This is a genomic window from Sulfitobacter sp. 1A13353, from assembly GCF_043557255.1.
GTDB classification, from domain to species: domain Bacteria; phylum Pseudomonadota; class Alphaproteobacteria; order Rhodobacterales; family Rhodobacteraceae; genus Sulfitobacter; species Sulfitobacter faviae.
On sequence record NZ_JBIFFS010000012.1, the window covers coordinates 1 to 25,113 of the forward strand.

The 25,113-nt window shown below is 61.4% G+C and carries 21 protein-coding genes; 8 read left to right on the top strand and 13 right to left on the bottom strand.

Annotation, left to right across the window (positions count from 1 at the left end; genetic code table 11):
• From ACGYLO_RS21065 to ACGYLO_RS21100, 8 genes are all read left to right on the top strand, one after another.
• Positions 1-874, top strand: an 874-nt coding sequence (locus ACGYLO_RS21065; protein WP_394377335.1) for an IS256 family transposase, incomplete at its 5' end; no start/stop codon positions are given.
• A gap of 224 nt (positions 875-1,098) precedes the next feature.
• Complete coding sequence (locus tag ACGYLO_RS21070) at positions 1,099-1,977, top strand: LysR family transcriptional regulator (RefSeq protein ID WP_271687525.1); 879 nt, start codon at positions 1,099-1,101, stop codon at positions 1,975-1,977.
• A 185-nt stretch (positions 1,978-2,162) separates the two neighbouring features.
• Positions 2,163-2,831, top strand: a complete 669-nt coding sequence (locus tag ACGYLO_RS21075; RefSeq protein WP_271687526.1) for a DUF4286 family protein — start codon at positions 2,163-2,165, stop codon at positions 2,829-2,831.
• Between the two features lie 69 nt (positions 2,832-2,900).
• A complete protein-coding gene (locus tag ACGYLO_RS21080) occupies positions 2,901-3,860 on the top strand; it encodes a TRAP transporter substrate-binding protein (RefSeq protein WP_271687527.1) in 960 nt (319 codons plus the stop codon).
• A gap of 84 nt (positions 3,861-3,944) precedes the next feature.
• Complete coding sequence (locus tag ACGYLO_RS21085) at positions 3,945-4,454, top strand: TRAP transporter small permease (protein ID WP_067627084.1); 510 nt, start codon at positions 3,945-3,947, stop codon at positions 4,452-4,454.
• Between the two features lie 2 nt (positions 4,455-4,456).
• Positions 4,457-5,755, top strand: a complete 1,299-nt coding sequence (locus ACGYLO_RS21090; RefSeq protein WP_271687528.1) for a TRAP transporter large permease — start codon at positions 4,457-4,459, stop codon at positions 5,753-5,755.
• A gap of 11 nt (positions 5,756-5,766) precedes the next feature.
• Positions 5,767-6,972 carry an amidase family protein gene (locus ACGYLO_RS21095; RefSeq protein ID WP_271687529.1) on the top strand — a complete coding sequence of 402 codons (1,206 nt, stop codon included), beginning with the start codon at positions 5,767-5,769 and terminating at the stop codon, positions 6,970-6,972.
• A complete protein-coding gene (locus ACGYLO_RS21100) occupies positions 6,969-7,823 on the top strand; it encodes a hypothetical protein (protein WP_271687531.1) in 855 nt (284 codons plus the stop codon). The genes ACGYLO_RS21095 and ACGYLO_RS21100 overlap by 4 nt, the downstream gene beginning before the upstream one ends.
• 432 nt (positions 7,824-8,255) lie before the next feature.
• On the opposite strand, the gene adh is transcribed toward ACGYLO_RS21100, so the two are convergent.
• From adh to ACGYLO_RS21165, 13 genes are all read right to left on the bottom strand, one after another.
• Positions 8,256-9,779: an aldehyde dehydrogenase gene (gene adh / locus ACGYLO_RS21105; RefSeq protein WP_243263512.1), complete on the bottom strand. Its 1,524-nt coding sequence runs from the start codon at positions 9,777-9,779 to the stop codon at positions 8,256-8,258.
• A gap of 129 nt (positions 9,780-9,908) precedes the next feature.
• On the bottom strand, positions 9,909-10,868 hold the full coding sequence (locus ACGYLO_RS21110) for a GAF domain-containing protein (protein ID WP_394377336.1): 960 nt from the start codon (positions 10,866-10,868) through the stop codon (positions 9,909-9,911).
• An 857-nt stretch (positions 10,869-11,725) separates the two neighbouring features.
• Complete coding sequence (locus ACGYLO_RS21115; protein ID WP_271689188.1) at positions 11,726-12,985, bottom strand: benzoate/H(+) symporter BenE family transporter; 1,260 nt, start codon at positions 12,983-12,985, stop codon at positions 11,726-11,728.
• Positions 12,986-13,022: 37 nt separating this feature from the next.
• Positions 13,023-13,844, bottom strand: coding sequence for an enoyl-CoA hydratase/isomerase family protein (locus ACGYLO_RS21120; protein WP_394377337.1), 822 nt, complete (start codon positions 13,842-13,844; stop codon positions 13,023-13,025).
• 20 nt (positions 13,845-13,864) lie between these two features.
• Positions 13,865-15,394 carry an AMP-binding protein gene (locus ACGYLO_RS21125; RefSeq protein WP_271689187.1) on the bottom strand — a complete coding sequence of 510 codons (1,530 nt, stop codon included), beginning with the start codon at positions 15,392-15,394 and terminating at the stop codon, positions 13,865-13,867.
• Positions 15,387-15,893, bottom strand: coding sequence for a (2Fe-2S)-binding protein (locus ACGYLO_RS21130; protein WP_271689186.1), 507 nt, complete (start codon positions 15,891-15,893; stop codon positions 15,387-15,389). Before ACGYLO_RS21130 ends, ACGYLO_RS21125 begins: the two co-directional genes overlap by 8 nt.
• Positions 15,881-16,708, bottom strand: coding sequence for a xanthine dehydrogenase family protein subunit M (locus ACGYLO_RS21135; protein WP_271689185.1), 828 nt, complete (start codon positions 16,706-16,708; stop codon positions 15,881-15,883). The genes ACGYLO_RS21130 and ACGYLO_RS21135 overlap by 13 nt, the downstream gene beginning before the upstream one ends.
• A complete protein-coding gene (locus tag ACGYLO_RS21140; protein WP_271689184.1) occupies positions 16,705-19,689 on the bottom strand; it encodes a molybdopterin cofactor-binding domain-containing protein in 2,985 nt (994 codons plus the stop codon). Before ACGYLO_RS21140 ends, ACGYLO_RS21135 begins: the two co-directional genes overlap by 4 nt.
• A 115-nt stretch (positions 19,690-19,804) precedes the next feature.
• Entirely contained in the window at positions 19,805-20,659 is an 855-nt protein-coding gene (locus tag ACGYLO_RS21145) for a helix-turn-helix domain-containing protein (protein ID WP_394377338.1), read from the bottom strand.
• An 830-nt stretch (positions 20,660-21,489) separates the two neighbouring features.
• Positions 21,490-21,984 carry a DUF2938 family protein gene (locus ACGYLO_RS21150; protein ID WP_271687535.1) on the bottom strand — a complete coding sequence of 165 codons (495 nt, stop codon included), beginning with the start codon at positions 21,982-21,984 and terminating at the stop codon, positions 21,490-21,492.
• Positions 21,985-22,046: 62 nt separating this feature from the next.
• Positions 22,047-23,252, bottom strand: coding sequence for an MFS transporter (locus ACGYLO_RS21155; RefSeq protein WP_271687537.1), 1,206 nt, complete (start codon positions 23,250-23,252; stop codon positions 22,047-22,049).
• A 97-nt stretch (positions 23,253-23,349) separates the two neighbouring features.
• On the bottom strand, positions 23,350-24,435 hold the full coding sequence (locus ACGYLO_RS21160; RefSeq protein ID WP_271687538.1) for an NAD(P)/FAD-dependent oxidoreductase: 1,086 nt from the start codon (positions 24,433-24,435) through the stop codon (positions 23,350-23,352).
• Positions 24,435-25,112: an SDR family NAD(P)-dependent oxidoreductase gene (locus tag ACGYLO_RS21165; RefSeq protein WP_271687539.1), complete on the bottom strand. Its 678-nt coding sequence runs from the start codon at positions 25,110-25,112 to the stop codon at positions 24,435-24,437. Before ACGYLO_RS21165 ends, ACGYLO_RS21160 begins: the two co-directional genes overlap by 1 nt.
• Between the last annotated feature and the right edge of the window lies 1 nt (position 25,113).

The following is a 25,113-nucleotide window of genomic DNA, read 5'->3' on the forward strand; positions in this document are numbered from 1 at the left end:
CTCAACCCGTTCTATGGACGATCTCGTCCAGGCGATGGGTGGGACCGGCATCTCGAAGAGCCAGGTTAGCCGCCTGTGCGAGGAGATCGACGAGCGGGTCGATGCCTTCCTTACCCGTCCAATTGACGGCGAATGGCCCTACCTTTGGATCGATGCGACTTATCTCAAGGTCCGCCAGGGCGGGCGTATCGTCTCCGTTGCCGTCACCATCGCCGTCGGCGTCAATACAGACGGCCGCAGAGAGGTGCTGGGCATGTCCATCGGCCCGTCCGAGGCCGAAACCTTCTGGACGGAGTTTCTGCGCGATCTGGTGCGGCGCGGGCTATGTGGTGTGAAGCTGGTCATCAGTGATGCCCATGAAGGCATCAAGGCCTCAGTCGCACGCGTGCTGAACACGAGCTGGCAGCGTTGTCGGGTGCATTTCCAGAGGAACGCTCTTGCGCATGCAGGCAAGAGCAGCCGACGCGTCGTCTCCGCCTTTATCGCAACCGCTTTTGCACAGCCAGACCATGCGGCGGCGAAAGTCCAATGGCGCAACGTCGCCGACCAGATGCGGTCCAAGCTGCCCAGGCTCTCTGGGCTGATGGATGATGCCGAGGAAGACGTGCTCGCCTACATGACCTTTCCCCAACAGCATCGGACGAAGTTGCATTCGACGAATCCGATTGAACGTTTGAACGGCGAGATCAAGCGCAGGACAGACGTCGTCGGGATCTTTCCAAATGAGGCTGCCATACGTCGCCTCGTCGGCGCCATCCTCATGGAGCAGACCGAAGAATGGACTGTGCAGCGTGCGCGATACATGACGCTGGAAACCTTGGCACCGGTCTGCGATGATCCCATCATCAGCCTGCCTGCAACTCAGACGGACTGATCAGCTCGGCCGTCGAAAGCGCCCGGCCAGCCGCGAGTTACACCACGCTATGGGGCATGATCTCATTGCGGTCATCGGTGCAAAACATAGCGAAGGTCCGGTTTCCGTCCTATTGTCGATCAACCCCCGATTAGCCCACGGCTTTTTTTAATGACAAGTGACTTTACCGCATGGCTGACCTACCCTCGTTCTTTGCGACCGAAGCAGAGAAATAGAGGGTCTTGGTGAACACGCGCTTTTTAGAAACCTTCGTCACGGTCGCCAACTTGGGAAGCTTCCGGGCGGCAGCCGAGCAGTTGAATGTCAGCCAAGCGACGGTGTCCAGTCGGATTTCCTCACTTGAGACGGACCTTCAGGTCGATCTGTTTGACCGTGAGTTCCACGCCACCCGGATCACGGTGGCCGGGGCGATGATCCTCGACAAAGCGCAAGAGATGCTCGCGACGGAGCGCAATTTGCGCAACACGCTCTCCGATCCCACCACCGCCGTGGGGCGGGTGCGTTTGGGGTTGGTGTCTTCGGTCGTTCATACTTGGCTTTGTGACCTGATCGAAGAGGTGGCGCGCTGCTACCCCCGGCTGGAGCTTGAACTGACGGTCGAGCCCACGCCGAACATCGCCGCGGCTTTTGAACGCGGCGCGCTGGATATGTTGCTGACGACAGATGACCGCCACGACCAAACCTGCGTTTGCGCGGATTTGCCGCCGCTGGCCATGGGATGGTTCGGCCCCGAGGGGATGCGCGACGAAAAACTGTCCCTTGCGGATGTCGTTACCAGCCCGCTGATCACCTTTACCCGCAATTCACGCCCGCACGCCAACGTTCTTGCGCTTTTCAGCGATCGCGGCCTGCGGCCTTCGATCGTGCACTGCATCACCTCAATGGCTGCGATTGCGCGGTTGACGCAGCGCGGGCTGGGTATCGCGACCCTGCCGCTGGCCTGCGATTTGGCCGGGCCGGGAATCTATGAGCTTGATGTCGATGCGCAGCTGCCGCCACTCCCCCTCTATTGCATCTGGCGGCGCAGTTCCGACGTAGCCACCTACAAGGCAATTGCCGATCTTGCGCGGGCCTGTGCAGAGCGGCATCAGCAGCAGACCTGACACGGCCTGAATTGGCCTGATCGGAAAACCCTATCACCCCCCCCTGAATAATCCCGTTTGTCGTTGGACCCCATCTCGGCAAGTGTGCCCCAACAACAATCGACAAAGCTCGACCGCACCTCGACGGAGACGGGCCGTGCCCCGCCACGTGACGGGAAAGCTTTGTCCAAGGATCAGGATGCAGAATGAGCAATATCCGTACAACCGATCAGGCACAGCTTTTCGTCTGGAGCGATATCGACCCCGACCATGAGGCCGACTTCAACCAGTGGTATGACCGGGAGCATATGGAAGAGCGCGTTCGCATTCCGGGCTTCACCGGCGCGCGGCGCTATCGTGCGGTATCGGGCTCGGCACGGCGCTACCTCGCGCTTTACCGCGCCAGCAACATTGCCGATTTCACCTCGGAAGCCTACCGCAAAGCCTTTACCAAACAGACGCAATGGTCGATCACCAACTTCGGGCGCATGTCCAACACCCGCCGTCGGGTGATGCAAGTCGCGCAAGAGGGCGGCTTTGGCTGGGGCGGCGCGCTGGTGCTGATCGAACTGGTGCCAGATGCCATGGATCACGACGCCGTCGCCGACATGCTTGGTAAATTGATGGCCGAAGAGGGTGTGCTGCGCGTGCATCACATGATCCCCGACGCAACCCTTTCGACCCCGCTGCCGTCTGAAAACACCGAAGGGCGCGTTCTGGCGCCTTGCATCGCGGTGGATGTGACGTCAGAGCCGATCGCCGAAGCGACCCTGCGCCAGCTGACCGAAAAGCTGGGCGGCGCGGTGCGCGAGGCCGAAACCTTCCGCCTGATGTGGTCGCTGGACGCGCAAGACCTCCCCGCATTGGAAGACTGAGTGAACCACCCCGCCCTGCCAAAACGGCAGGGCAAGAACAACAAACCACCCCAACAGGAGATACCTCACATGAAACACCTTTTCATCGGAACCGCGATCGCGGCCCTGACAGCCGGTCTTGCCCATGCCGAAACGTGGAAAATGTCGGCCGATGCGCCCGACGGCAACTATCTGACCCAGAACATCCGCGCCTTCGCTGATGACGTGGCCCGCCTGTCGGATGGCGCGCTGGAAATCGACGTTGTGTCGAACTCGGTCCTGCTCAAGCGCCCCGAACTGAAGCGCGGCGTGCAGCGCGGCATCGTTCCCATCGGCGAAGTCCTGATCTCGGCGCTTGGCAACGAAGACGCGGTTTACTCTGCCGATGCCGTGCCGCTTTTGGCGACCACATTTGACGAGGCCCGCGCGCTTTGGGAAGCCTCCCGCCCGATCTACGAAGAAAAGCTGGCCGAAGATGGTCTGGTGCTGTTGTTTGCCGCCCCCTGGCCGCCGCAGGGCGTCTACATGAACCAGGAAGTGACCGACGCCGCCTCCTTCGAGGGTGTCAAATTCCGCGCCTACAACCCTTCGACCGCGCGTCTGGCCGAGCTTCTGGGCGCCGTTCCCGCCACCATCGCCACCTCCGAGATTAGCCAAGCCTTCTCGACGGGTGTCATCAACGGCATGATCACGTCGCCCTCGACGGGTGTCGACAGCCAAGCATGGGATTTCGTGTCGCATTACTATGACGTTCAGGCCTTTCTGCCCAAGAACATGGTGATCGTGAACAAAGGCGCCTACGATGGCCTGTCCGAAGAGGTGAAAACCGCGCTGCAAGAAGCGGCTGAACTGGCGGAAACCCGTGGCTTTGAGATGGCTGAGGAAGCCACAGGCGAAGCAACCAACACGATGGCCGACAATGGCATGAATGTCCTGCCGACCCCCGAAGGGCTGGCCAGCGACTTTGAGACCATCGCCGCGACAATGCGCACAGAATGGCTGGAACAGGCTGGCGAAGAAGGTCAGAAGATCGTCGACGCGATGAACTGATCTCAGCAGGCCCGGGCAGTCGTTTGCCCGGGCCTTTTTCCACATAGACCGGGGTATTCGCCCCCTCATTCGGAGCCCGCCGCCATGATGCTGACCCGCCATCTCTTCAACTTTTGCGGAGCCTTGGCCGCGCTGTCCTTGCTGGGGATCGCGGTCTTGATCCTGTCGCAGATCGGCCTGCGCCTAATGGGAAGCCAAATCCCGTCAGCCGATGATTTCGCGGCATGGGGGCTGAGTGCGTCGATCTTCCTCGCGCTGCCGGCCACGCTGATACGGGGCGATCATATTCGCGTCACATCGTTGCGGCAGTTGATGCCGGAACGTCTGGGTCATATCGCCGATATTCTGGCGGCGGCCTTTGCCGCCGTGATGATGGGCTGGGTCGCTTGGGCGATCTTTGGCTATGTCCACGAAAGCTGGACCTACAATGAAGTCAGCCAAGGCGTGGTGGCCGTCCCGCTGTGGTGGCCGCAGTCCGCGATGGTGCTGGGGTCGGTGCTGTTTGCACTGGCCTTTGCCGAGCGCACCCTGCGCCTGATCCTCGGGCTGCCAGTCGAGAGCGACGATACAAACGAACAAGGTCGAGGCGAATAATCATGGATATTTTTCTGCAATCGGCCGCTCTGGTCGTGACCTTGCTTGTGCTTTTGGGCTTGGGCATCTGGGTTGGCGTGGCGCTGATGGCCTCGGGCGTCGTGATCTTCTTGATGTTCACCTCTACGCCGGTCGATGCGATCCTCGGCACCACCATGTGGGCCCATTCCGCCAGCTGGACATTGACGGCGCTGCCACTGTTCATCTGGATGGGCGAAATTCTTTACCGCACACGTCTGGCCGAAGACCTGTTTTCTGGTCTCGCCCCTTGGGTCGGGCGACTGCCCGGCGGCTTGGCGCATGTCAACGTCGTGGGCTGCGGCATCTTTGCGGCGGTGTCGGGGTCTTCGGCTGCCACCACCGCCACCGTTGGTCGCATTTCCCTGCCAGAGCTGAAATCGCGCGGCTATGCCGACCGGCTTGCCATCGGTTCCTTGGCTGGATCGGGCACGCTTGGCTTGCTGATCCCGCCGTCGATCGTGATGATCGTCTATGGCGTCGCGGCCCAAGTGTCCGTAAACCGCTTGTTCATTGCGGGCGTCGTGCCGGGGCTGATGCTCATGGCGCTGTTTTCGGGCTATATCGCGATCTGGGTAAAGATGAACCCCGATGGCGTGCCAGACCCCGAACCCCGCATGCCTTTGGGTGAGCGCCTGCGCCGCCTGCGCATGTTGCTGCCGGTGGTGGGCTTGATCATCGGGGTCATCGGCTCGATCTATGCCGGGGTCGCCACTGCAACCGAAGCCGCCGCCATCGGCGTGGCCGGGGCGCTGATCATCGCGGCCTTCGGTCGGTCGCTGAACTTCGACAGCTTCACCGCCTCGCTTTTGGGGGCCACGCGCACCTCTGCCATGATCGGACTGATCCTGCTTGGCGCGGCCTTCCTCACTTCGGCGATGAGCTTTTCCGGCTTGCCCGGACAACTGGCCGAAATCATCTCGGCCAGCGGACTGGGCGCACCGGGGCTGATCGCTGTGCTGACCGTGTTTTTCGTGTTGCTTGGCTGTTTCCTCGATGGGATCTCCATCGTGGTACTGACAACCTCGGTTGTGATGTCCGCCGTGGCCGCCGTGGGGATCGATCCAGTGTGGTTTGGTATCTATTTGATCATCGTCGTCGAAATGGCACAGATCACGCCGCCGCTGGGATTCAACCTGTTTGTGATTCAAAGCCTGACTGGTAAATCGATTTTCGAGATTACCCGCATGATCATACCCTATTTCCTTATCTTGGTGCTGGCCGTGATCTTGCTGACAGCATTCCCCGGCATCGCGACATGGCTTGTAGAGCAAACGATCTAAAGGCAGACTTAATGACACAGACCGCCCAATCCCTTCTCGACGAGGCCCGCGCCCGTGCAACCTCGCCCGATTTCACCCACATTTTCGATGACCCGGTCGAAGGCGAAGGGCCGCTATGGGGGCTGAATGTCGCGGTAAAAGACCTGTTCGACGTGCGGGGCCAAGTCACCCATGCGGGGTCGCTGGTTCGCAATGATGCATCGTCCGCAACCAAGGACGCTGAGGCAGTTGCGCGACTGCGCGGCGCAGGCGCGGGGCTGGTCGGTCACGCTAATATGACTGAGTTCGCCTATTCCGGCCTTGGTCTGAACCCACATTACGGCACCCCCCTCACCCCGCTGCGCGAAGGCTGTATTGCCGGTGGTTCGACCTCGGGCGGTGCCTCTGCCGTGGCGCGGGGAACGGCTGACATCGCGCTTGGGACAGATACTGGCGGCTCCGCGCGTATCCCTGCGGCTTTTTGCGGGTTATTCGGATTCAAGGCGACGGCGCGAACGATCTCTCGCGAGGGGGCGGTGCCGCTTTCGCATTCGCTGGATAGTGTCGGCGTGCTGACCCGGGAAGTTGGGCTCCTGCGCCCGGTGTTGAACGTGCTGCGGGACCAACCGCTTGCCGCGTCCTCTGCGCCGCGTGCTGTCATAGTACCGGAAAACTTCGGCATGGACGGGTTAGACGCCGAGGTCGCCGACGCCTTTGAAGCCGCTCTCGAAGCCCTTCGGACCTTTGGCGTCAGCATCCGGCGGCAAACCCTCGATTTCTTCGAGGACTACCGCGCCCTACCCGTTTGGCAATTCTCGGCAGTTGAATCCCGCGCCCATCATGGCGCCCATTTTGACAAAACCCGTGCCGAGCTCGATGCGCGCGTCGCCTCGCGTATGGCGCGGGCAGATGGCGTCACCGGCATCGAATTCGCCCGCACGATAGCCGTGCGGGAAGCACTGATCGCGCGAGCGGCGCGCGTTTTTGGCGACACGCCCGTGGCGTTGCCGAGCGTGGCCATCATGCCGCCAAAGCTGGCTGACCTGAACGACGATGCAACCTATGACCGGATCAACCTGCTGGCGCTGCGCAACACCAGCCTGGCGAATGTGATCGACGGCTGTTCGATCAACATGCCGATCACCAGCCATCCCGGCGCCGGTTTGATGCTGACCGCTCCGGCGGGACGGGATGCGATGTTGATCGCAATGGCCGAAACATTACAGAGCGCGTTATGAGCGAAAACGCCCAACGCCCCACCGCCTATGTGGCGTTGGGCGCACAGCGCTACCGTGTAAGCCATGTCAGCCATTCCATGCTATCGGGCATTTCCGATGTCGCGGTCATGGGCAACAGAATTGTGGTTCTCCGGCGGCAAGCACCTGAACTGATCATGCTCGGTCCGGACGGTGCGATGACGGGCGAAAGCTCCGATCTGCCGCAGTTCGTATGCGGCCACGGGCTTCGGGCCACCTTTGAGAACAAACTGGCCGCCACGGACATGGATGGCCACAAGATCGTGCTGCTCAATGATACAATGCAAGAGCTTAGCCGGATGGACTGCGCGGAGCGTCCAGGCTTAGGACGCCCCTTCAACCATCCCTGCGATTGCACCCAAGGTCCGGACAGGCGCTATTATGTTGCCGACGGATATGGGAACAGCGCGGTTCACATCTTTGATCCCAAACTGTGCCACCTTAAAACCTTTGGTCATCCCGGAACTGGACCGGGCGCGTTCTCGACCCCGCATAGTCTGCTGTTCGACAGCCAAGGCAGGCTTTGCGTGGCTGATCGTGAGAACAACTGCGTTCAACTCTTTGATACCGAAGGCCGCTGGCTGGGACAGATTGAGGGCTTGCACAAACCGATGGCGTTGGCTCTGACACCCGATGGTCTCTTGCTGGTCAGTGATCAGACACCACGTCTATCAGCCTATGCCCCGAATGGTGAGTTAGTTGGGCGTTGCCGCACCTTTTCCACCTATGGTCACGGATTGGCTGTGCATGGGAATGGGACCATCATCATCGCAGAAATGAACCCAGATCGCGTCACCCTGCTGTTCCCAATGCCCTTAGTAGATGCATTCTGAAGTACCCCTGAATTAAAACACGGTTAAATAAAGGTTCCAAGTTTTCGCGGTGAGTTGGCATGGCGTTGGCCGCTGCTTTCGGCCCGTTGCTGCCGTTCGCTTCTTAGCCGGGCGCTGCGGCGCAGCTTCGTCGAACCGGTCATTCGTCCATCGCGCAGCATTTTCGGAGGGTGAAGGTCGGCAGAGCGGACGAAGCTGACTTTTGATTCATTCGGTCCAACAGCCGGTATCAACTCGTAACTGTGTATTCGGCGAAATTCGTTCGAAAACACGCAATGCAGCGAAAATCGGTAACGAGTTTTTGGGTCGCCGACGGCAGTATTGAGATCGCTATGGTATTTCGACGAACACAGATCTTTGGGTTATGTCTGGTTTGATTATCGCGGTCTTGGTTGGCTCCCGCGCACAAGCACGGGAGCCTTCTTCGTTAACCTAGAAGAACCCAAGTTTGTTGGGGTTGTAGCTGACCAGCATGTTCTTGGTCTGCTGATAGTGGTCCAACATCATCTTGTGGTTCTCGCGTCCGATGCCGGATTGTTTGTAACCTCCAAAGGCCGCATGCGCTGGATAAGCGTGATAGTTATTCACCCAAACACGGCCTGCTTCGATTGCGCGGCCCATACGGTAGCAGGTATTCATATCCCGCGACCAAACGCCGGCACCAAGGCCGTACATCGTATCGTTCGCAATTGCCAAGGCTTCTGCTTCGTCCTTGAAGGTTGTGACCGAAACGACCGGGCCAAAGATTTCTTCCTGAAAGACGCGCATGGAATTGTCGCCTTTAAAAATCGTCGGCTGGATGTAGTTACCGCCTGACAATTCGCCACCAAACTCCGCAGCTGCACCGCCAATAAGAACTTCAGCGCCTTCTTCACGGCCAATGGTGAAGTAAGACAGGATTTTCTCTTGCTGGGCGGTACTGGCTTGGGCGCCAACCATCGTTTCAGGGTCACGTGGATCACCGTGCTTGATCGCTTTCACACGTTCGATGACGCGCTCCATGAAGGCCTCGTAGATGTCTTCCTGCACCAAGGCGCGTGACGGGCAGGTGCAAACTTCGCCCTGATTGAAGGCGAACAGAACGAAGCCCTCGATCGCCTTATCAAAGAACGCATCGTCTTCGCGCATGATATCGGAGAAGAAGACGTTAGGGCTTTTGCCGCCCAGCTCAAGCGTGACGGGGATCAGGTTCTCGGTCGCGGCTTGCATGATCGTGCGGCCTGTCGCCGTAGACCCTGTGAACGCGATCTTCGCGATACGCTTTGACGTGGCCAATGCCGCGCCAACTTCCGCGCCATAACCGTTGACGATGTTCAGCACACCCGCCGGAAGCAGGTCATTGATCAGCTCTGCCAAGACCATAATCGCAGCCGGTGTTTGTTCCGCCGGTTTCATCAACACGCAGTTGCCCGCAGCCAGTGCTGGCGCAAGTTTCCACGCGGCCATCAGAATTGAGAAGTTCCATGGAATGATCTGGCCGACGACGCCCAGCGGTTCATGGTAGTGATAGGCCACAGTATCGGCATCAATTTCGCTCATTGAGCCTTCTTGCCCACGCAGCACACTCGCAAAATAGCGGAAATGGTCTGCGGCAAGCGGAATGTCCGCGGCCATCGTTTCGCGGATCGGCTTGCCGTTGTCCCATGTTTCGGCTTGGGCCAGCAGCTCGAGGTTGTCCTCAATCGCGTCTGCGACCTTCAGCAAAATGTTTGCACGCGCGGTTGTCGACGTCGCGCACCACGCGGCTTTCGCCTCATGTGCAGCGTCCAATGCCAGATTGACGTCATCCGCGTCAGAGCGGGCGATGTCGTTGATTTTTTCGCCGGTAATCGGCGTCACGTTTTCAAAGTAGCGTCCGTTCACAGGCGGCACGAATTTGCCGCCGATAAAGTTGTCATACTTTGTTTTGAACGGAGACGTGTATGTCCCAGACTCAGTATGTGCGAGATCTTTCATTATTTTTTCCTCCTGAATGCCCAAGTCCTCCACCCGGGCTGAGGCATAACCTGACAAGGGCTTTCGCGTCCGTCAGTAGGGCAAAACAGAAAGAGTGGGTGATGTGTCTCATCCCTGAGACAGATTCAGTCAGGTTTCGTGCAAGCCCAGCCGCTTCATGCGCCGATAGAGCGTCGCGCGGCCCACACCAAGCTGGCGCGCGGCCTGTGACACGTTGCCGTCGGCCCGCGCAAGCGCACGCACCACGGCGGCGCGTTCAGCGCGCTGGAACCCTGTGGGGCCGTCTTCCTGGCCCAAAATATCAGCGGCAGGACGCGCGGCAAGCGGCCCCGTTCCGGCCAATCCAAACGCGCGGCGTGCCTCGCGGGTTGCGCCAATGACAAGGTCGTGGCTGTCCACGGCCAGCAGGGTCGCAGAATCCGCTTCACTGCTTTCGGCCACGATAATGCGCGCCGCGCTGAACGCCGCCCGAAAGTTGGCCTCTTCAATCGCGCGGGCGGTTTGCGCCACTTGCGCCCCGATCAGTCGATTAAAGGCCTCGGTTTGATCCGCCCGCGCCGAGGACACATCAAGCGCGGCCACGATCTGCCCGTTCTCGTCAAAAATCGGCGCATCAATACAGCTCATTCCGGTGTTGCGGGCATGAAAATGTTCGTCCTGATGAATGATCACACGGCGACGCTCGGTCAGGCAGGTGCCAATCCCGTTGGTTCCCTCACGCTCCTCGCTCCAGTTCGCGCCCGCGCTCAGGCCCCAGCGTTCAAAGGCAGGGGTGTCAGCATCCGACATGCGCTGGTCGAGGATAACGCCCTCGGTGTCCGTCATCAGAACCGCACACCCCGATTGCCCGACGAGCAAATACAACGCGTCCAATCGCGGTGCGGCGACCATCATGAACTTCTCGTAGACCTCCAACCGTTCCCGCAACGCAGCGTGTTCAATCTTGTCTGGTGCGCGTCGGTTGTTGGGGTCCAACCCGTGTTTCTGCACGGATCGATGCCAGCTCGCCGCGATTTGCGAACGTGCGGCAGCAGAAGCGGAACGTGTCGCTTCGAGAACTCGATCAGCGTGCGAAGTCTTAGGGTCCATCGGCCTTCCTATTATCGTGAAGGTGGACCTATCTTATGGCAATCGGTGCATCTGGCAAGCTGATTGCAATTCCAACAAGCAGCACCAGCACAATCTGTTTGATATTGGCCGCGAAGTTGAAGGGATATTCTGCTTGCGTATTGAACTGTGTTTAGTTTGTGTTTCGCCCAGAGATAGCCAAAGTAGCAAGATGCACTACTGAAGAAGCAGACTTTCGTGCAGATTGCAGCATCGGTATGAGAGGGCTCGAAGCGGACCTGCGGCAGCGCGGCGGGAACGCTCGTTCGGGTTGGACTTTGGCCGTCGCTCCCGGCCCATTGCGGCCTTTGACCGGGCCCTGCTTCCGCTGCGACACGGCCCGTCATTTCGGATCTTCGCTGCGGGCGCGAAATTAAGGCGGAGGCGAACTGGTGGTGTGCGGACTTTCCTTCCGTTCGGCTCGAGTGCTCGATTTGCGCTGCAAATGCGAAAGTCGTCAGGGACAGAGAGTGAAAAGCGGTTGTTTCTCGCCCTTGCAAAAGACATGAAGTTGCTCTGGGAGAGTTGCAAGCCAGCCTTGGAACTCCGAATGCGCGACGGCAAAGTCCCTTGCAACTCTTGGACTATTGCTGTGAACAAACCTCAGCCGTCCGATCTGAATTGGTTCGACATCGCGTTCGGGTAGCGGAAGACAACGAACTGCGACCAGACGACACAAGCTAACGCACTATGTTATCGGAACGCCAGCGCACTGAACGAAATCAAATATCTATCTCCTTGCCGCCGGTTCGACAGGATCGCGGTGGCGACCAATAAAACAGTTGTGGGGGGCGCTGGCACCCCCCCTTTGGATCGCTCGTTCGAGATAGCATCGTTCTTCAGGATGCCGGAGTGGCCACAGGCTTGGATATGACCACCCGTTCGTTCAGCATCGACACCGCGGCACCTGCGACCAGGGCCCAGAAGGGCGCACTGATGCTGAGGAACGACACGTTCGACATCGCTACGATCAGCGCGACAAAGGCACCGATCTGGTGGCCCGCCTTGCGGTCGAAGGCGGACTGGAACGCGCTGAGAAGGACGGTAATCATCGCCAGACCGGCCACGGCCCCGATCAGCGGTCCGGGCAGCGCCATGATCAACGGCACCGCGACGCCGGCGAAGACCCCGAAGGCCGCGAACAGCACGCCGTTCAGGACCGTGGCCGCATATCGCCCCTCGGGGTTCTCGCCGGCCTGATCGGACGAACAAATCGCTGTCATCGGCCCTGCGATATTGGCGTTATGGCCGCCGATCAGTCCCGCCAGCATGCCGCCGATGCCCGAGATAACGGTCATCGCGTTGATCGGCGGGCGGTAACCCTCGGCGTAGAGGACCCCGATAGCTTGAGCATTCTCGGCGCCGATGACCAGCACGGCCAACGGCACGGCAATGGCCAGGAAGGCGTCGACGGTGAACACGGGCGTGGTAAACTCCGGTGCGACAAAGCTGATCGCCGCCTCGCCGCCCTGAAAGCCTCCCGTCAGGGTCACGGCCACGAGGCCGAGGACAAGTGCCGTCAGCACTGGCGGCACTGCGCGCAGGAACCGCATCGACAGAAAGAAGGCGATGGTCGCGGCCCCGACCACGATGGGCAGCTTTTCGATCGAGGTGACCGCTCCAATACCGAAACGGATGAGTGCGCCTGCGATCATCGCCATCACGATGGGCATGGGCAGCCAGCGCATCACCTTGCCAATGAGCCCGGTGATGCCGAGGACGAACACCATTGCGCCCGCCATCAGGAACGCTCCGACCGCCTGTTCGAAGGGAAACGCGCCAAGCGCGCCCGCGACCAGCGCTGCGCCCGGGATCGAATAGGCCCCGGTTACCGGCAGCTTGTAGTAAAGCGCCATGATCAGGCTGATTAGCCCGCCAAGGCCATAGATCGCCAACAGCCAGGCTACTGTCTGTCCCTCGGTCAGCCCGCCATTATTGGCCGCCCCGATCACGATCAGCGCCGGGCCCGAGCATCCGAAGATTGCCGCGACCAGTCCCGCGCTCGCTGTCTTGATGCCCAGCGCCTCGCGTAGGCCCGATAGGCCAGCGCCGAAGCCCGGACCCTTCTCGATCCAGTTCGATTGTCCTGTCTGTTCCACTTGGGTCTCCTCCCTTTAATGTAGTTGCTTGGCCGTCTCAGCGGCCGGTGAACGCGGGCTTGCGCTTGGCGTGGAAGGCCTCGACGCCCTCGCGGAAATCCTCAGATTGGCGCAGGCGACTGTAGTTCAGCCCCTCCATCTCGATCGCGGTGCTGAGAAGCGCATCGTCGGTGTCGTTCAGCAGCTTCTTCGCGGTGCGCTGCGCCATCGGTGAAAATTCGCGCAGCTCGGTGACCAGGTCGGTCACCGCCTGTTCGAGATCGCCGTCGGGCACGCATTCGGTGGCGATACCCCAATCGAGTGCTTGTTGACCCGGGATGCGCTTAGATCGCATGACGATGTCCTTAGTGCGGGTGACGCCGACGATTTTCTGCAGCCGGGCAGAACCGCCCGAGCCGGGGATCTGACCCAGCTTCTGTTCGGGCAGCGCGTAGCGACAGGTCTCGGACACGATTCGGAAATCGCAGGCCAGCGACAGCTCGAAGCCGACGCCGAACGTGTAGCCACGATTGGCCGCGATCACCGGCTTGGTGCAGCGCGAAGGCGCGGCAATGTTCCAAGCCAGATGCGAGACATGCTCGGGGCTTGCCTCAAGGAAGCCTTTGATATTGCCACCCGACGAGAAATGCTCGCCTTCGCCCGAGATCACGATGATGCGCACGCGATCATCGGCATCGAGAGCCTCGAAGACAAGGCGCAGCTGATCGCGTGCGCCCATCGAGATGACGTTGTAGGGCGGTCGCGCGAGGATGATGTCGGCGCGTTCATTGCTCGCATTGAGCTGCACGTGGAAGCCGTCGAGTTCAGCGAGGCGCGGATCGGTGAAGGTAAGGGTTTCGGTCATGTTAGCGTCTTTCATGTCAGTTTCTTTCCTTGGATTCATACGGGTGTGGTCTCGGTCGGCTCGGCCTCGTATTCGCCTGCGACGAGCAGACGGCGGAGGAGCTTTCCGACCGGGGATTTCGGGATTTCGCGAACGAAAACGTAGCGGCGCGGACGGCGGAAATTGGACAGGTCCGAGTTGCGACAATGGGCGTCGAGATCGTCTTCGGTAACATCGCCGGCGCGCTTGACGAAGGCAGTCACGACCTTGCCCCAACGCGCATCCGGCAGGCCAACCACAGCAACCTCGGCCACAGCGGGGTGCAGCGAGAGGAAGCTTTCCACCTCGACGGGTGAGACGTTCTCGCCTCCAGTGATGATCATGTCGTCGGCGCGGCCCGTGACGAATAGATCACCGTCGTCGTCGAAATGGCCGCAGTCGCCGGTGAAATACCAGCCGTCGCGGATCGCCTTGCGGTCCGCCTCGGGGCGGTTCCAGTAACCCTCGAAGGCCTCGTCGCCCTGCATGCAGGCAACGATTTCACCTTCCTCTCCTGGCGCGCAGGTCTCGCTGGCATCCGCCGCGCCGAGCGGCACGACGCGCAAACGCTGGTTGATCGCCGCGCGGCCCGCCGATCCGGGTTTGGCCGCAGCGTCCTGGCAGATGGAGAAGGTGTAGATCTCGGACGAGCCGTAATGGTTCACGAAAAGATCGGGCTGAAAAGCCTCCGCGAGTTTCTGCAACAGGCCATCGGTCATCGACGCGCCTGCAAAGCCCAGCTTGCGCACGCATGCAACCCGGTCCGGCGTGAATGCGGTGTGGTGGACAATGTCGTGATAGAGCGTCGGCACCAGATAGAGGTTGGTGACCCGATGATTCTCGATGGCGTCCAGCGCACCCGGCACGTCAAAGCGCGGCAAGCAGATGAAGGCACCGCCGATCACGCTGGCTGACAGAAGCGACCGGATGCCCATCGTGTGATAAAGCGGCATGACGCCCAGCGTTCGCTCGCCGTGATGATACATGTTCTGAGCCACATGGGCGATGGCGGCGGCGCGCTCGGCACGGTGGCGACGCGGCACGCCCTTTGGCTTCGAGGTCGTGCCGGATGTATAGAGCATGACCGACAGATCCTCGGGCCCCGCTTGTGGCACGGCGTCGGGCGCGTGTCCCGCCAGCAGCGCCGCGAGGCCCTGATCGCCGCCCAGCGGTATGACTGTCAGGCCGTGGGCCAGCACCGATCCGGCTACCGCGCCGGACGCGGCATCATCATGCACCAGCACGCGGGTCGCGCTGTCGCGCAGAGCGTGGTCCAACTCATCGGCGGTGACACGCCAGTTCACGGGCGTTATGACGATCCCGGCAAGTTGGCAGGCCCAATGCAGCGACGCATTCTCCCACCGGTTCTGCATTGCCGTGACGAGTGTATCGCCCTTCCGCAGGCCGATCTGGCCAAGCCCATCCACCAACGCGCTGATCCGGCGATACCAGTCACCATAAGTGATTGTCTGTTCCCCTTCGGCGATGGCCATCGCGTCGGGGTCGCGTTCCACGGACGCGAGAAAGCTGGTTCCGAGGTCAAGCATCGATTGGTCCTCCCTTGATGCGGTTGCGGGCGGCAAGCGCCGCCTGAACGATGGGCGCGTAACCCGTGCAGCGGCACAGATGTCCCGAGAGCGCCTCGCGGATCGCCCCTTCATCCGCGTCCGGTTGGCGCAAAAACAGCGCGTCGAGCGTCATCAGGATGCCCGCGGTGCAGAAGCCACATTGCAGCGCAAAGTGTTCGCGAAAGACTTCTTGCAGGGAGCTCAGCGCATCGTCTTTCGCAAGCCCCTCCACCGTGCGGACCTCGCAGCCCTCGGCCTGTTGGGCGAGCATCAGGCAGGCGCGCGCGGGCTCCCCGTCGATCTGGACCGTGCACGCACCGCAGACGCCGTGTTCGCAGCCCACATGAGTGCCGGTTGCGCCGATCTCGTGGCGCAGGACATCCGTCAGCAATGTGCGTGGCGACACACGCGCCGAAACGGGACGTCCGTTCAGGGTGAAGCGCACCGGGTGCGTCTCGTCTTGGGTCAGTCGCGGCATGACAGTGCCTCCTTCAAGGTTGCGCGGCCGAGTTGCCGGACCAGATCGCGGCGGTAGCGGGCGGTCGCGTGCAGGTCGTCGCGGGCCTGCAGATGCCAGGCGAACTCGTTCAGCCGCTCATCGAGACCCTGCGCGTCTGCGGGCAGATCGAGCGTGCTGGGCGTGTCGGCGACGCCGCCCACGCTCAGCGTGGCGGTGCCGTCGGGTCGGGCGATGGCGGCGCAGGCGACGATGGCGAAATCACCATGGCGGCGGGCCACTTCGCGGAACGCGTATCCGGTGCCTGTTTGGTGGGCCGGGAAAGTGACCGAGGTGATCATCTCGCCGGGGGCGAGGTCAGTGGACATCATGCCCTGGAAGAAATCGCGCGCCGCGACGGCTCGTGTCTTGCGACGGCGGCGCAGGGTCACGGTGCCGCCGAGGGCAATTAGGCAAAGCGGCAGCTCGGCGCTGGGATCGGCATGGGCGACAGAGCCGCAAACCGTGCCGCGATTGCGCAGTTGCGTGTGTCCGACCCATGGCAGCGCGGCGCGCACCAGCGGCAAGCGGTCCGCCAGATCCGGCCAGCGTTCCAGCGTGCTCTGGCGCACGGCCGCCCCGATGGTGACGTTATCGCCCTTGGCCTCGATCCGAGACAGCGCCGGGATGCGAGTGATGTCAACGAGTGTGGCGGGGCGCGCGAGGCGCATGTTCAGCATCGGCATCAGCGACTGGCCGCCCGCGATGACCCGTGCCTCGGTGCCACCTTGATGCAGTGCTTCCAGCGCTTCGCCCATCTCCGTGGCGGCGACATAGTCGAATGGGGCGGGCTTCATGACCGGCCTCCTTTCGTGATGCGGTGGAAAAGGCCCATGAGCCGCGCCAAAGGCCCGCCGCGCGCGCCGCCGCCGCAATGGCGGGCCAGCGCGCGGAAGAACTCGCCGATCACGACCTTGGCTGCGCCGTCCAGAAGCCGCCCGCCGACCGAGGCGACCTTGCCGCCGATCTCGGCCTCGTAGCGGTAGGCGATCTCGGTGCCGTCGTCGGTGTCGGTCAGTGTGATGCGGCCGTGTCCGCCACCGGTGCCAAGCGCGCCAACAGCTTGGCCCGACAGCGTCACGGCGTTGGGCGGGTCGAGGTCCGACAATTCAATATCGGCCTTGTAGCGGCCCCGGACTGGCCCGACGCCCAGCGTCACATCCGCCTTGAAGCGTGTCTCGCCGACCTTCTGCACGCCGTGCGAGCCGGGAATAATTGCATCGAGCGTCGCGGGATCGAGCAGCATCTGCCAGACATCGGTGCGGCTGGCCTGCACCAAGGCGCGGCCTTCGCCCGTGAGCTTGCGCCCACCCACCGTGGCCTCGGCCTTCGTCTCGGGCACCGGGTCTTTCGGGGCGGGCTCATCGCCGAAGATATGCGGCGCGAGCTTGGCCGCGGTCACCGGGAGGACGATGTCTGGTGCATCGCCTTCGGGGGCCAGCGCGTCGGCCACGGCATTGGCGATGCAGACGGGTGTTGACATACAGTTGCCTTCGCCCACACCCTTGGCACCGAGCGGTGTGAAGGGCGACGGCGTCTCGTGATGCAGGATGACCGGTTCGGGCACCTCAATCACCGTGGGCAAGAGATAATCGGCCAGCGTGCCGGACTGGAATGAACCGTCCGGACCGTAGGCATATTCCTCAAGGAACGCCGCGCCCACCGCCTGGGCAAAGCCCCCGCGCACCTGTCCTTCCACCATCGCGGGATGCAGGATGCGCCCGCAATCGTGCATGGTCACATATCGGTCGATCTTGGGTTCGGCTGTCTCGGGGTCGATTTCGACCCCACAGAAATCGAAGATGAACCCGTGACAGAGCGAAGAATTGATCCCGTCCTCGGCTGTCGGAGCCTCCAGTTCGGGTGGGCTCCAATAGACCGTCTCGCGCAGGGTTTGATCCACGCCGTCCGGCACGGTGCCCGGCGACCAGTGCGCCGTGGCGGCGACCCGCGCGAAGGACAGGCCGTTGTCAGGATTGTCCCTGGCGCGTATGCGGCCCGCCTCGAAGGACACGTCCTCGAGCGCAATGTTCAGCTGCGTGGCCGCGACCTTGGCCAGCTTGTCGCGCAGCCGCGTTGCAGCGATCTCGGTCGCACCAGCGACCGCCGGGGCAAAGCGCGAGGCGTAGTTGCCCGAGGCGATGGACCAGGCATCGCGCATCGTGTCCACATCAGCCAGAACCCGCACCGCCTCCATCGGCAGGCCGAACTTGTCGGCCACGACCTGCGCCAGCACGGTCCGGTGGCCTTGACCCTGCGGGACCGAGGCGACCTTGACCGTAACCGAGCCGAGCGGGTCGATTGCGATGGTTGCGGTTGCCTGCGCGCCGTTCTTGGGCCCTGCCTTGGCACGCTCTTCAGGGGTCAGGACGGTGGTGATGTAACCCATATTCGATACTGAAGGCTCAACAACGCAGGCAAAGCCGATGCCATAGCGTCGGCCTTCGGCGCGGGCCCTGTCGCGGCGGGCGTAAAGCTCGGCAAGACCGCCTTCGGCGACCGCGCGGTCCAGCGCCGCGGCGTAATCGCCCGAGTCGTAAAGCGCACCGCTTGCCGTGCGGTAGGGAAACGCCCCGGCAGGGATGAGGTTGCGGCGGATGACCTCCAGCCGGTCCAGCCCAAGCTGCCGCGCGATGGCATCCATCAGTCGCTCCAGTGCGAAATAAATCTGCGGGCCGCCAAAGCCGCGGTTAAGGCCCGTTGGCGTCTTGTTCGTCAGCACGACACGATTGCGGATCGCCAGATTCTGGATGTCGTAGGCACCGGTCATGTTGCCGTGCATCCGGTAGAGAGTGGCGGGCTCCGGCGCGCGCAGATGGGCACCGCAATCCTCGATCTGATCCCAGTCGAGTGCGGTGATCCGACCATCCGCCTCAACCGCCGCTTCAATCCGGGTTTGCCGATTGGTCGCAGAAACGCTGGCCGACAGATGCTCCAGCCGGTCCTCGATCCACTTGACCGGCGCGCCCGCGATGCGCGCGGCGATGCCCGCGAGGATCATGTAGGGAAAGACGCCCTGCTTGATCCCGAAAGAGCCACCGGAATCGGGCGGTGTGCGCAGCCGCAGCCGGTTGCCCGGCACGTTCAGTGACCGGGCAACCACCGCGTGGATCGAGAAAGGACCCTGAAAATTCGCTGTGACGTCATAGGCATCCTCGCCCGGCTCGTAGTTGGCGATCACGCCGTAGGTTTCGATGGGGGTGCAGGCGCTGCGCGGATAGGTGACGTCGACGCCGATGCGGTGCGGGGCGGCCTCGAACGCCGCTTCGGGATCGCCGTAGCGGAAGCGCCTTTCGTTAATGAGGTTTCCGCCGAGGCTGGGATGAAGCACCGGCGCATCGTCCGAGAGCGCCGCGACGGGATCGACCACTGAGCCGAGCGGGCCATAGTCAACCGCGACCAGATCTGCGGCATCCTCAGCCAGGTAGCGGTCGGTTGCCACGACCATGACCAGCGGTTCGCCGACATAGCGCACGCGATCCACCGCCATCGGCCAGCATTCGACATCGGCCTTCACGCCCACGGTCATCGACCGGGTGCGCGCGGCGACGTCCTGTCCGGTGATGACGGCGACGACGCCGGGCGCGCGGGCCGCCTCGGCGGTGTCGATCGACCGGATGTCGGCGTGTGCGTGCGGCGACCGCACGAAGGCCAAAGCCAGCGTTCCGGGTGCCACCGGCAGATCATCGATGTAACGCCCGTGCCCCGACAGGAGTGCCGGATCCTCGACGCGTGCGACCGAGCGGCCGACGAGTGGCTCTGTAACGGTATCTTTCATGTCTCCTCCCGGCTTGGCATGGGCAAGCCCTTGGGAAGTGACGTTAGGCGCGCATCCGCAGGCCCCGCGATCCCGCCAGGTCTCGGACCTTACCGAGGAGTCTCAAAAACCGGGGTCAGCCGCTGTCGCGAAGCGCCGAGACATCGCGGAAGGTGCTCGGCGAGGAGCCAGCATGGTCATGGAAGAAGCGCGAGAAATGCGCCGGCACTGAGAAGCCCAAATCGGCAGAGATGTCGGTGAAGCTGCGGGTGTCGTTGGCGACTGCCTGCACCGCGCGCTCGACCCGCTGGGTGTTCAGATAGACACGCGGAGAAATGCCGGTCTCGGCCTCAAACAACCGGAAGAAATGCGCGCGGGACACGCCGCTTTCGCGTGCCAACCACTCCATCGAAGGAATGCGAGCCGGGTCCGCTCGCATCAAGGCCTGGGCCCGCGCGATCCGCCGGTCGGGCGCCCGCATTGCTGTGGCCCGCGCCCGAAGCGACGGCTGCACCTCGCGCCAAAGCGCCAGCCGCTCGATGATCGAAACCATCAGCCGCCCGATCAGCCGCTCATGTGTTGCGGCGTCGCCTGGGTCCTGCACCATCGCCTCGGCGGTCTCGCCGACCTGACGGCGGATCTGCGGGGTGATGGCGCCGCCCGGATGGGGGAAAAAACCCGGTCCCGCACTCGCTTCCCAATTGCCGCGAAACGCGCTCAGCCAGATCGGCTCAATGTAAAGCGCGAGGATGATCGTCGGCGGTTGGCCCGCGCGGTGCACGTAGCTGTGGTGTTCCCAAGCGTTGATGAGCACGGCGCTTTCGTCGGTCAGCGCCACGCGCCGACCGCCCACGTCAAACTCGGTATCGGCACCCTCGACCTTCAGCAGCACGTGGCATTGTGCATGGGCATGCTTGACAAGGGGCCGGTCCATATCAAGGAGAGCGACCCGCCCGAACGTCCCGATAGCGATCCTCAGAGCAGACGACATCTGGAATCGTTACCAGTTTTCGCGAACCTGTCAATCTCGCTCGGCTGCAAGTATCTCGGGTGCAGGTATCATGGCGGTTGGACGTTTCAGGCCATCCTCGAAGGCACTTGTTCAATCTGTAACTTCACTCGTTCGCGGATGCCGAATACCCTGCTTGATCAACGTGGTCGCAATCTGGTCGGCTTAATAAATCTATTTCGTTGGTGCGGAAATCGCTCCGCTTAGCGCAAACGCACTTCGGTATGCGCAAAACACCTTCGGCGACACAGAAGCCATTTCCTTTCAGTCGCATGGAAATTTGAGCTTCTTCCAAATCTCAGTCGTGTGAGCGGAGCAGAGCCTTACATCGACAAGCGTAGTCACAGATGAAACTGTCAAATACCGAATGATTGAATAGAAAGAGAAGGCTGAGCACTGGTCTTTGGCTGCGCTGGCAACGAACGTCAGCTCCGGGCCGTTCTTGCTGGTCCTGCTGATGCCGCACCTGCGAAAAAGTCTGCCCCTCAAGCGGACAATTTGGGCTCCTTGCGGCCATACGGCAATGCAGAGTGAACACCAGTTTCAGGATCGCCTGAATGTCAGCTTTCAATGTTCAGGCAGGGCCGGATCGCGTTTGCGGCGAACTTCCGCTCTCCGCCATTTGTATCGATCGACGCGAACGGCCCAGATCTGACTTTCGACACGCATTCCAAATACTGCGCCGCGATGACCCATCGCGCCTCCTTCAGACTGTACGCAGCCTAACCCTGAAGGACGCTAACCTGTGACAGCCTTGTCCAAGGTTCGGCTATTCTCTACCGCATCACACGCTACAAAAAACGCTGCGCGGTTCAGGAAAGCGCCTTTAACAACAATGCCGCAGTAAACAGACCAAGGCCAAATATCGAATGGCCAAAAGCGCTTTTTATGCAGGCAATAATTGGAGAAGGTGCCCGCGACGCTGCGATACCCAGCCCCATGCCCGGCATCATAATAAAATACGGCAAGACAAGCAAAGCAATAGAAAGGCTCATGGGCTGCGCAAGCTGGGGATCAGCAAACCAATCCGCGCCCCAGATCAAAGCCAAGAGTACTCCATAGCCGATGCCGATGGCGTAGTGGAACGACCAGCCCATAATGTTTTCGCCAGGAATCGGTTTGGCGTCTTTCAAATTGCGCTGAATGAACTGCCCATTGGGCATATGACCCATCCAGCGCCCGACCATGCGCCAATTCGTGGCCGTGTACCCTAAAAACCGAGCCATAAAGGCCATAACTGCGTCGAAAATCAACGTGCCCACGATCCCTACAAGGGTCGCTGATATGAGAATTTGTAAATTAGGCATGTTGAGTCTGTCCTTTTGGTTTGCATTCTTTTGTTAATCTCAGAGGCCTTTCGGAGCGGCCCTTACAAACATCGCGCCGCTTGCCAGACCAATGGTGCAAGCACGATGGCAATGAAGGGGAACATCATGAGATTGATGAGATGCCATCCCGACGCCTGCATCAACGCGCCGGAAAAGAACGAAAGCGCTGCGACTGTGCCGAAGACGGCGAAATCATTCAGCCCTTGGGCACGCCCGCGCTCGGCCTCTGTATGCGCGGCAGCCACCATCGCAGTGGCTCCGATGAAGCCAAAGTTCCATCCGATCCCAAGAAGGATGAGAGAGATAAAGAAATGCCTCAGATCCAAACCGGTCAGCGCAACAGCACCTGAAATGCCGATAATGATCAGGCCAGCGGCGGTGACCTTTTCCTTGCCGAACCGAGCGATTAGCTTGCCCGTCACAAGGCTTGGAGCGAACATCGCCAGCACATGCCACTGAATACCCCACGCCGCGTGGTCAATCGAATGCCCGCATCCGACCATCGCCAGCGGTGCGGCCGTCATGACGAATGACATGAGCCCGTAAGACACCACGCCAGCGGTAACCCCAAGCATGTATTTCGGCGAAGCCAGAAGTTGGAGCACGTTGCGCCCCCCGTCATCGGATGGCGTTTGCGCTGTGGCTGCGGAGTGGCGGCCCCTTAACCGAGTCAGAACAAAAAACGCGATGAGCGCAAGCGCCGCTTGGCTCAGGAAACTACCGGCGAAGGGCACCCCCGGCACAGCGTCGCGCGTGGCAATGACCAGCTGCGGTCCGATAATGGCAGCGACCAGCCCGCCAACCATGACCCATGAAATGGCCCGCCCCCTGTCTGCTCCTTCGCGCCCGTCGGCAGCTGCGAAACGGTAAGACTGTACATAGGACGCATAGAGCCCCGCCAGAAACGTTCCCATACAGAAGAATGTGAACGTCCCAAACGATATCGCACCAGCGGCTACCAATCCCGACAACACGCCGATCATCGCCCCCAGAAGATAACCGCTGCGCCGCCCGTATTGTCGCATGATCCAAGCGGCAGGCACCGCTCCAAGGGCAAGCCCAAGATTGTAAATGCTCACCGGCAGGGTCGCCAAAGCAGGGTCAGTCGCAAGGTCCTGGCCAACCAATCCCCCCAGCGAGATGACAATCGGTCCACTGGCAGCCCCCAAAGATTGCGCGAGGATCAGCACCGTCAGGTTGCGCCGAAACCCTGCGGTTTCAGTCGTGTCTATCGTCTGTGTCATCATATTTCACCCGTATGGCCACCATACCCGTTGGATTGGCTTGGCGCCGCGTGCTCTAATTTGTCTAATGGATGCCCCAAACCTTGCGGGCGGCCGGTGATCAGGTCTGCATGGGTTCGTGCAGCGCCAGTGTGTTGGCCGCATGGGCTGCCGCCTCCAATGCGCCCTCAAGAAAGCCTCCGAATTCCAGGGCGGTTTCCGTCGACGCAAAAATTATCCCGCGTGCTGAAAGGGCACGCAGGTTGGTCGGCAAACCATAGCGGGGGTGGCTTCGGATCGGGTGTCGATCCTGTGGGCGCGCGATGTCTGGAATGGTCGCCCAGTCCTGCAAAACAAGGTGCATCGGGTCTGCCATTTCCGGACCGAACATCGCCGTCAGCTGCATCACCGCGAGACGCATCATCTCATCTTTGTGCTGGGCACGCGCATCCGCAGGGACCCCGACAAAACCGAAGAGCGCATAGGGACCGCCCTGCCTTGGCGAAGCATCGTGGATTTCGACCATTGGCCCTTGCTGGCTCATGGCGTCGCCGGACAGCCCGGCATTTCGCCAATGAGGCTGGTCGTAAACCGCGACGATCTTGGCCTGACCAGCCATCCAGGTCGGCACGTTTTGCAAGGCCTGCGTTTGGGCCGCATTTAGGGTGGGGTCAAAGGCAACGGTTTCGGCGATGACCCGGGGCGGCACGGCCATCACGATTCTATTTGCCGTGATGGTCAGTGTGCGGCCGTTATGGTCAACCTGCGCCGCGATGTTGTCCGCCGAATGGTCGACCGACCTCAGCCGCGTATTGGTCATGATCATTGCCGGGTTCAACCCTGTGGCCAAAGCCTGCACCAAACTGCCGATCCCCCCTGCCAAGCGGTACGACCCCTCCATAGAGGCATAGCCGCGCCCGCGCTGTACGGCGCCGTTTTGCGCTTGATAGACCAAGTCACCCGTTGAAAACTGCTCAAACACAGGGATCTGAAAACGATCCGCGAGGGCCGCCATGCGCGGCTGGCCCGGCCAGAACCATGCAGGCCCAAGGTCGAACGCGCCGCCCGAAAACTCCTTGGTCAGGATGCGCCCGCCGAGGCGGTCCTGCGCTTCAACCAGCAAGAAATCGCGGCCTTGGCGGGCCAGATGGTCGGCAAGCGCAAGACCCGACAGACCACCGCCCACAATCAGAACATCGGTCTGCATCAGAACGCCTCTCCCTTCGGCCTGAGGTCCAGCTCATGGGTCCAGGTGGACCGTGGTTGATCCGCCAGCGCCAGATAGGTGCAGGCAATATCCTCCGGCTTCATCATCCGTGCAGGGTCCATACTGTGCAGGGCGCGGCTGGCATCCGTGTCGACAATTCCGTCAAGAACCACATGCACAACGTGGATACCCTGCGGCCCATATTCACGCGCCAGCGATTGGGTCAACGCCCGCAACCCCGCCTTGGCCGAGGCAAAGGCCGCAAAATTCTTGCCGCCGCGCAGGCTCGCTGTTGCGCCGGAGACGATGAAGGTGCCACCGCCCCCTTCCACCATCGCAGGCAACACGCTTTGGGCCAGATTGACCGCTGAAAGCACCATCGCACGCCATGTCGCCTCAAAATCTGTCGTCGTGGTCTCCGCAAACCCCGCGATCACCAGCTTCGCCGCGTTGTGAACCACCAGTTTTGGTGCCCCATGGGTTTGGATCAGATCCGACACGGTTAGGGATGTTTGATCAGGGTCGGACAGGTCGACGGCAAGTGTCGTACCCGCCGCGCCATCGGGAACCGAGCGGTTGAGGCCGATAGAAGTGTAGCCGTTCTGAGCAAAGGCGCGCGCCAAGCTCTGCCCAAGACCGGCCCCCGCCCCGCCAATGATTGCAAGTGGGTCTGACATC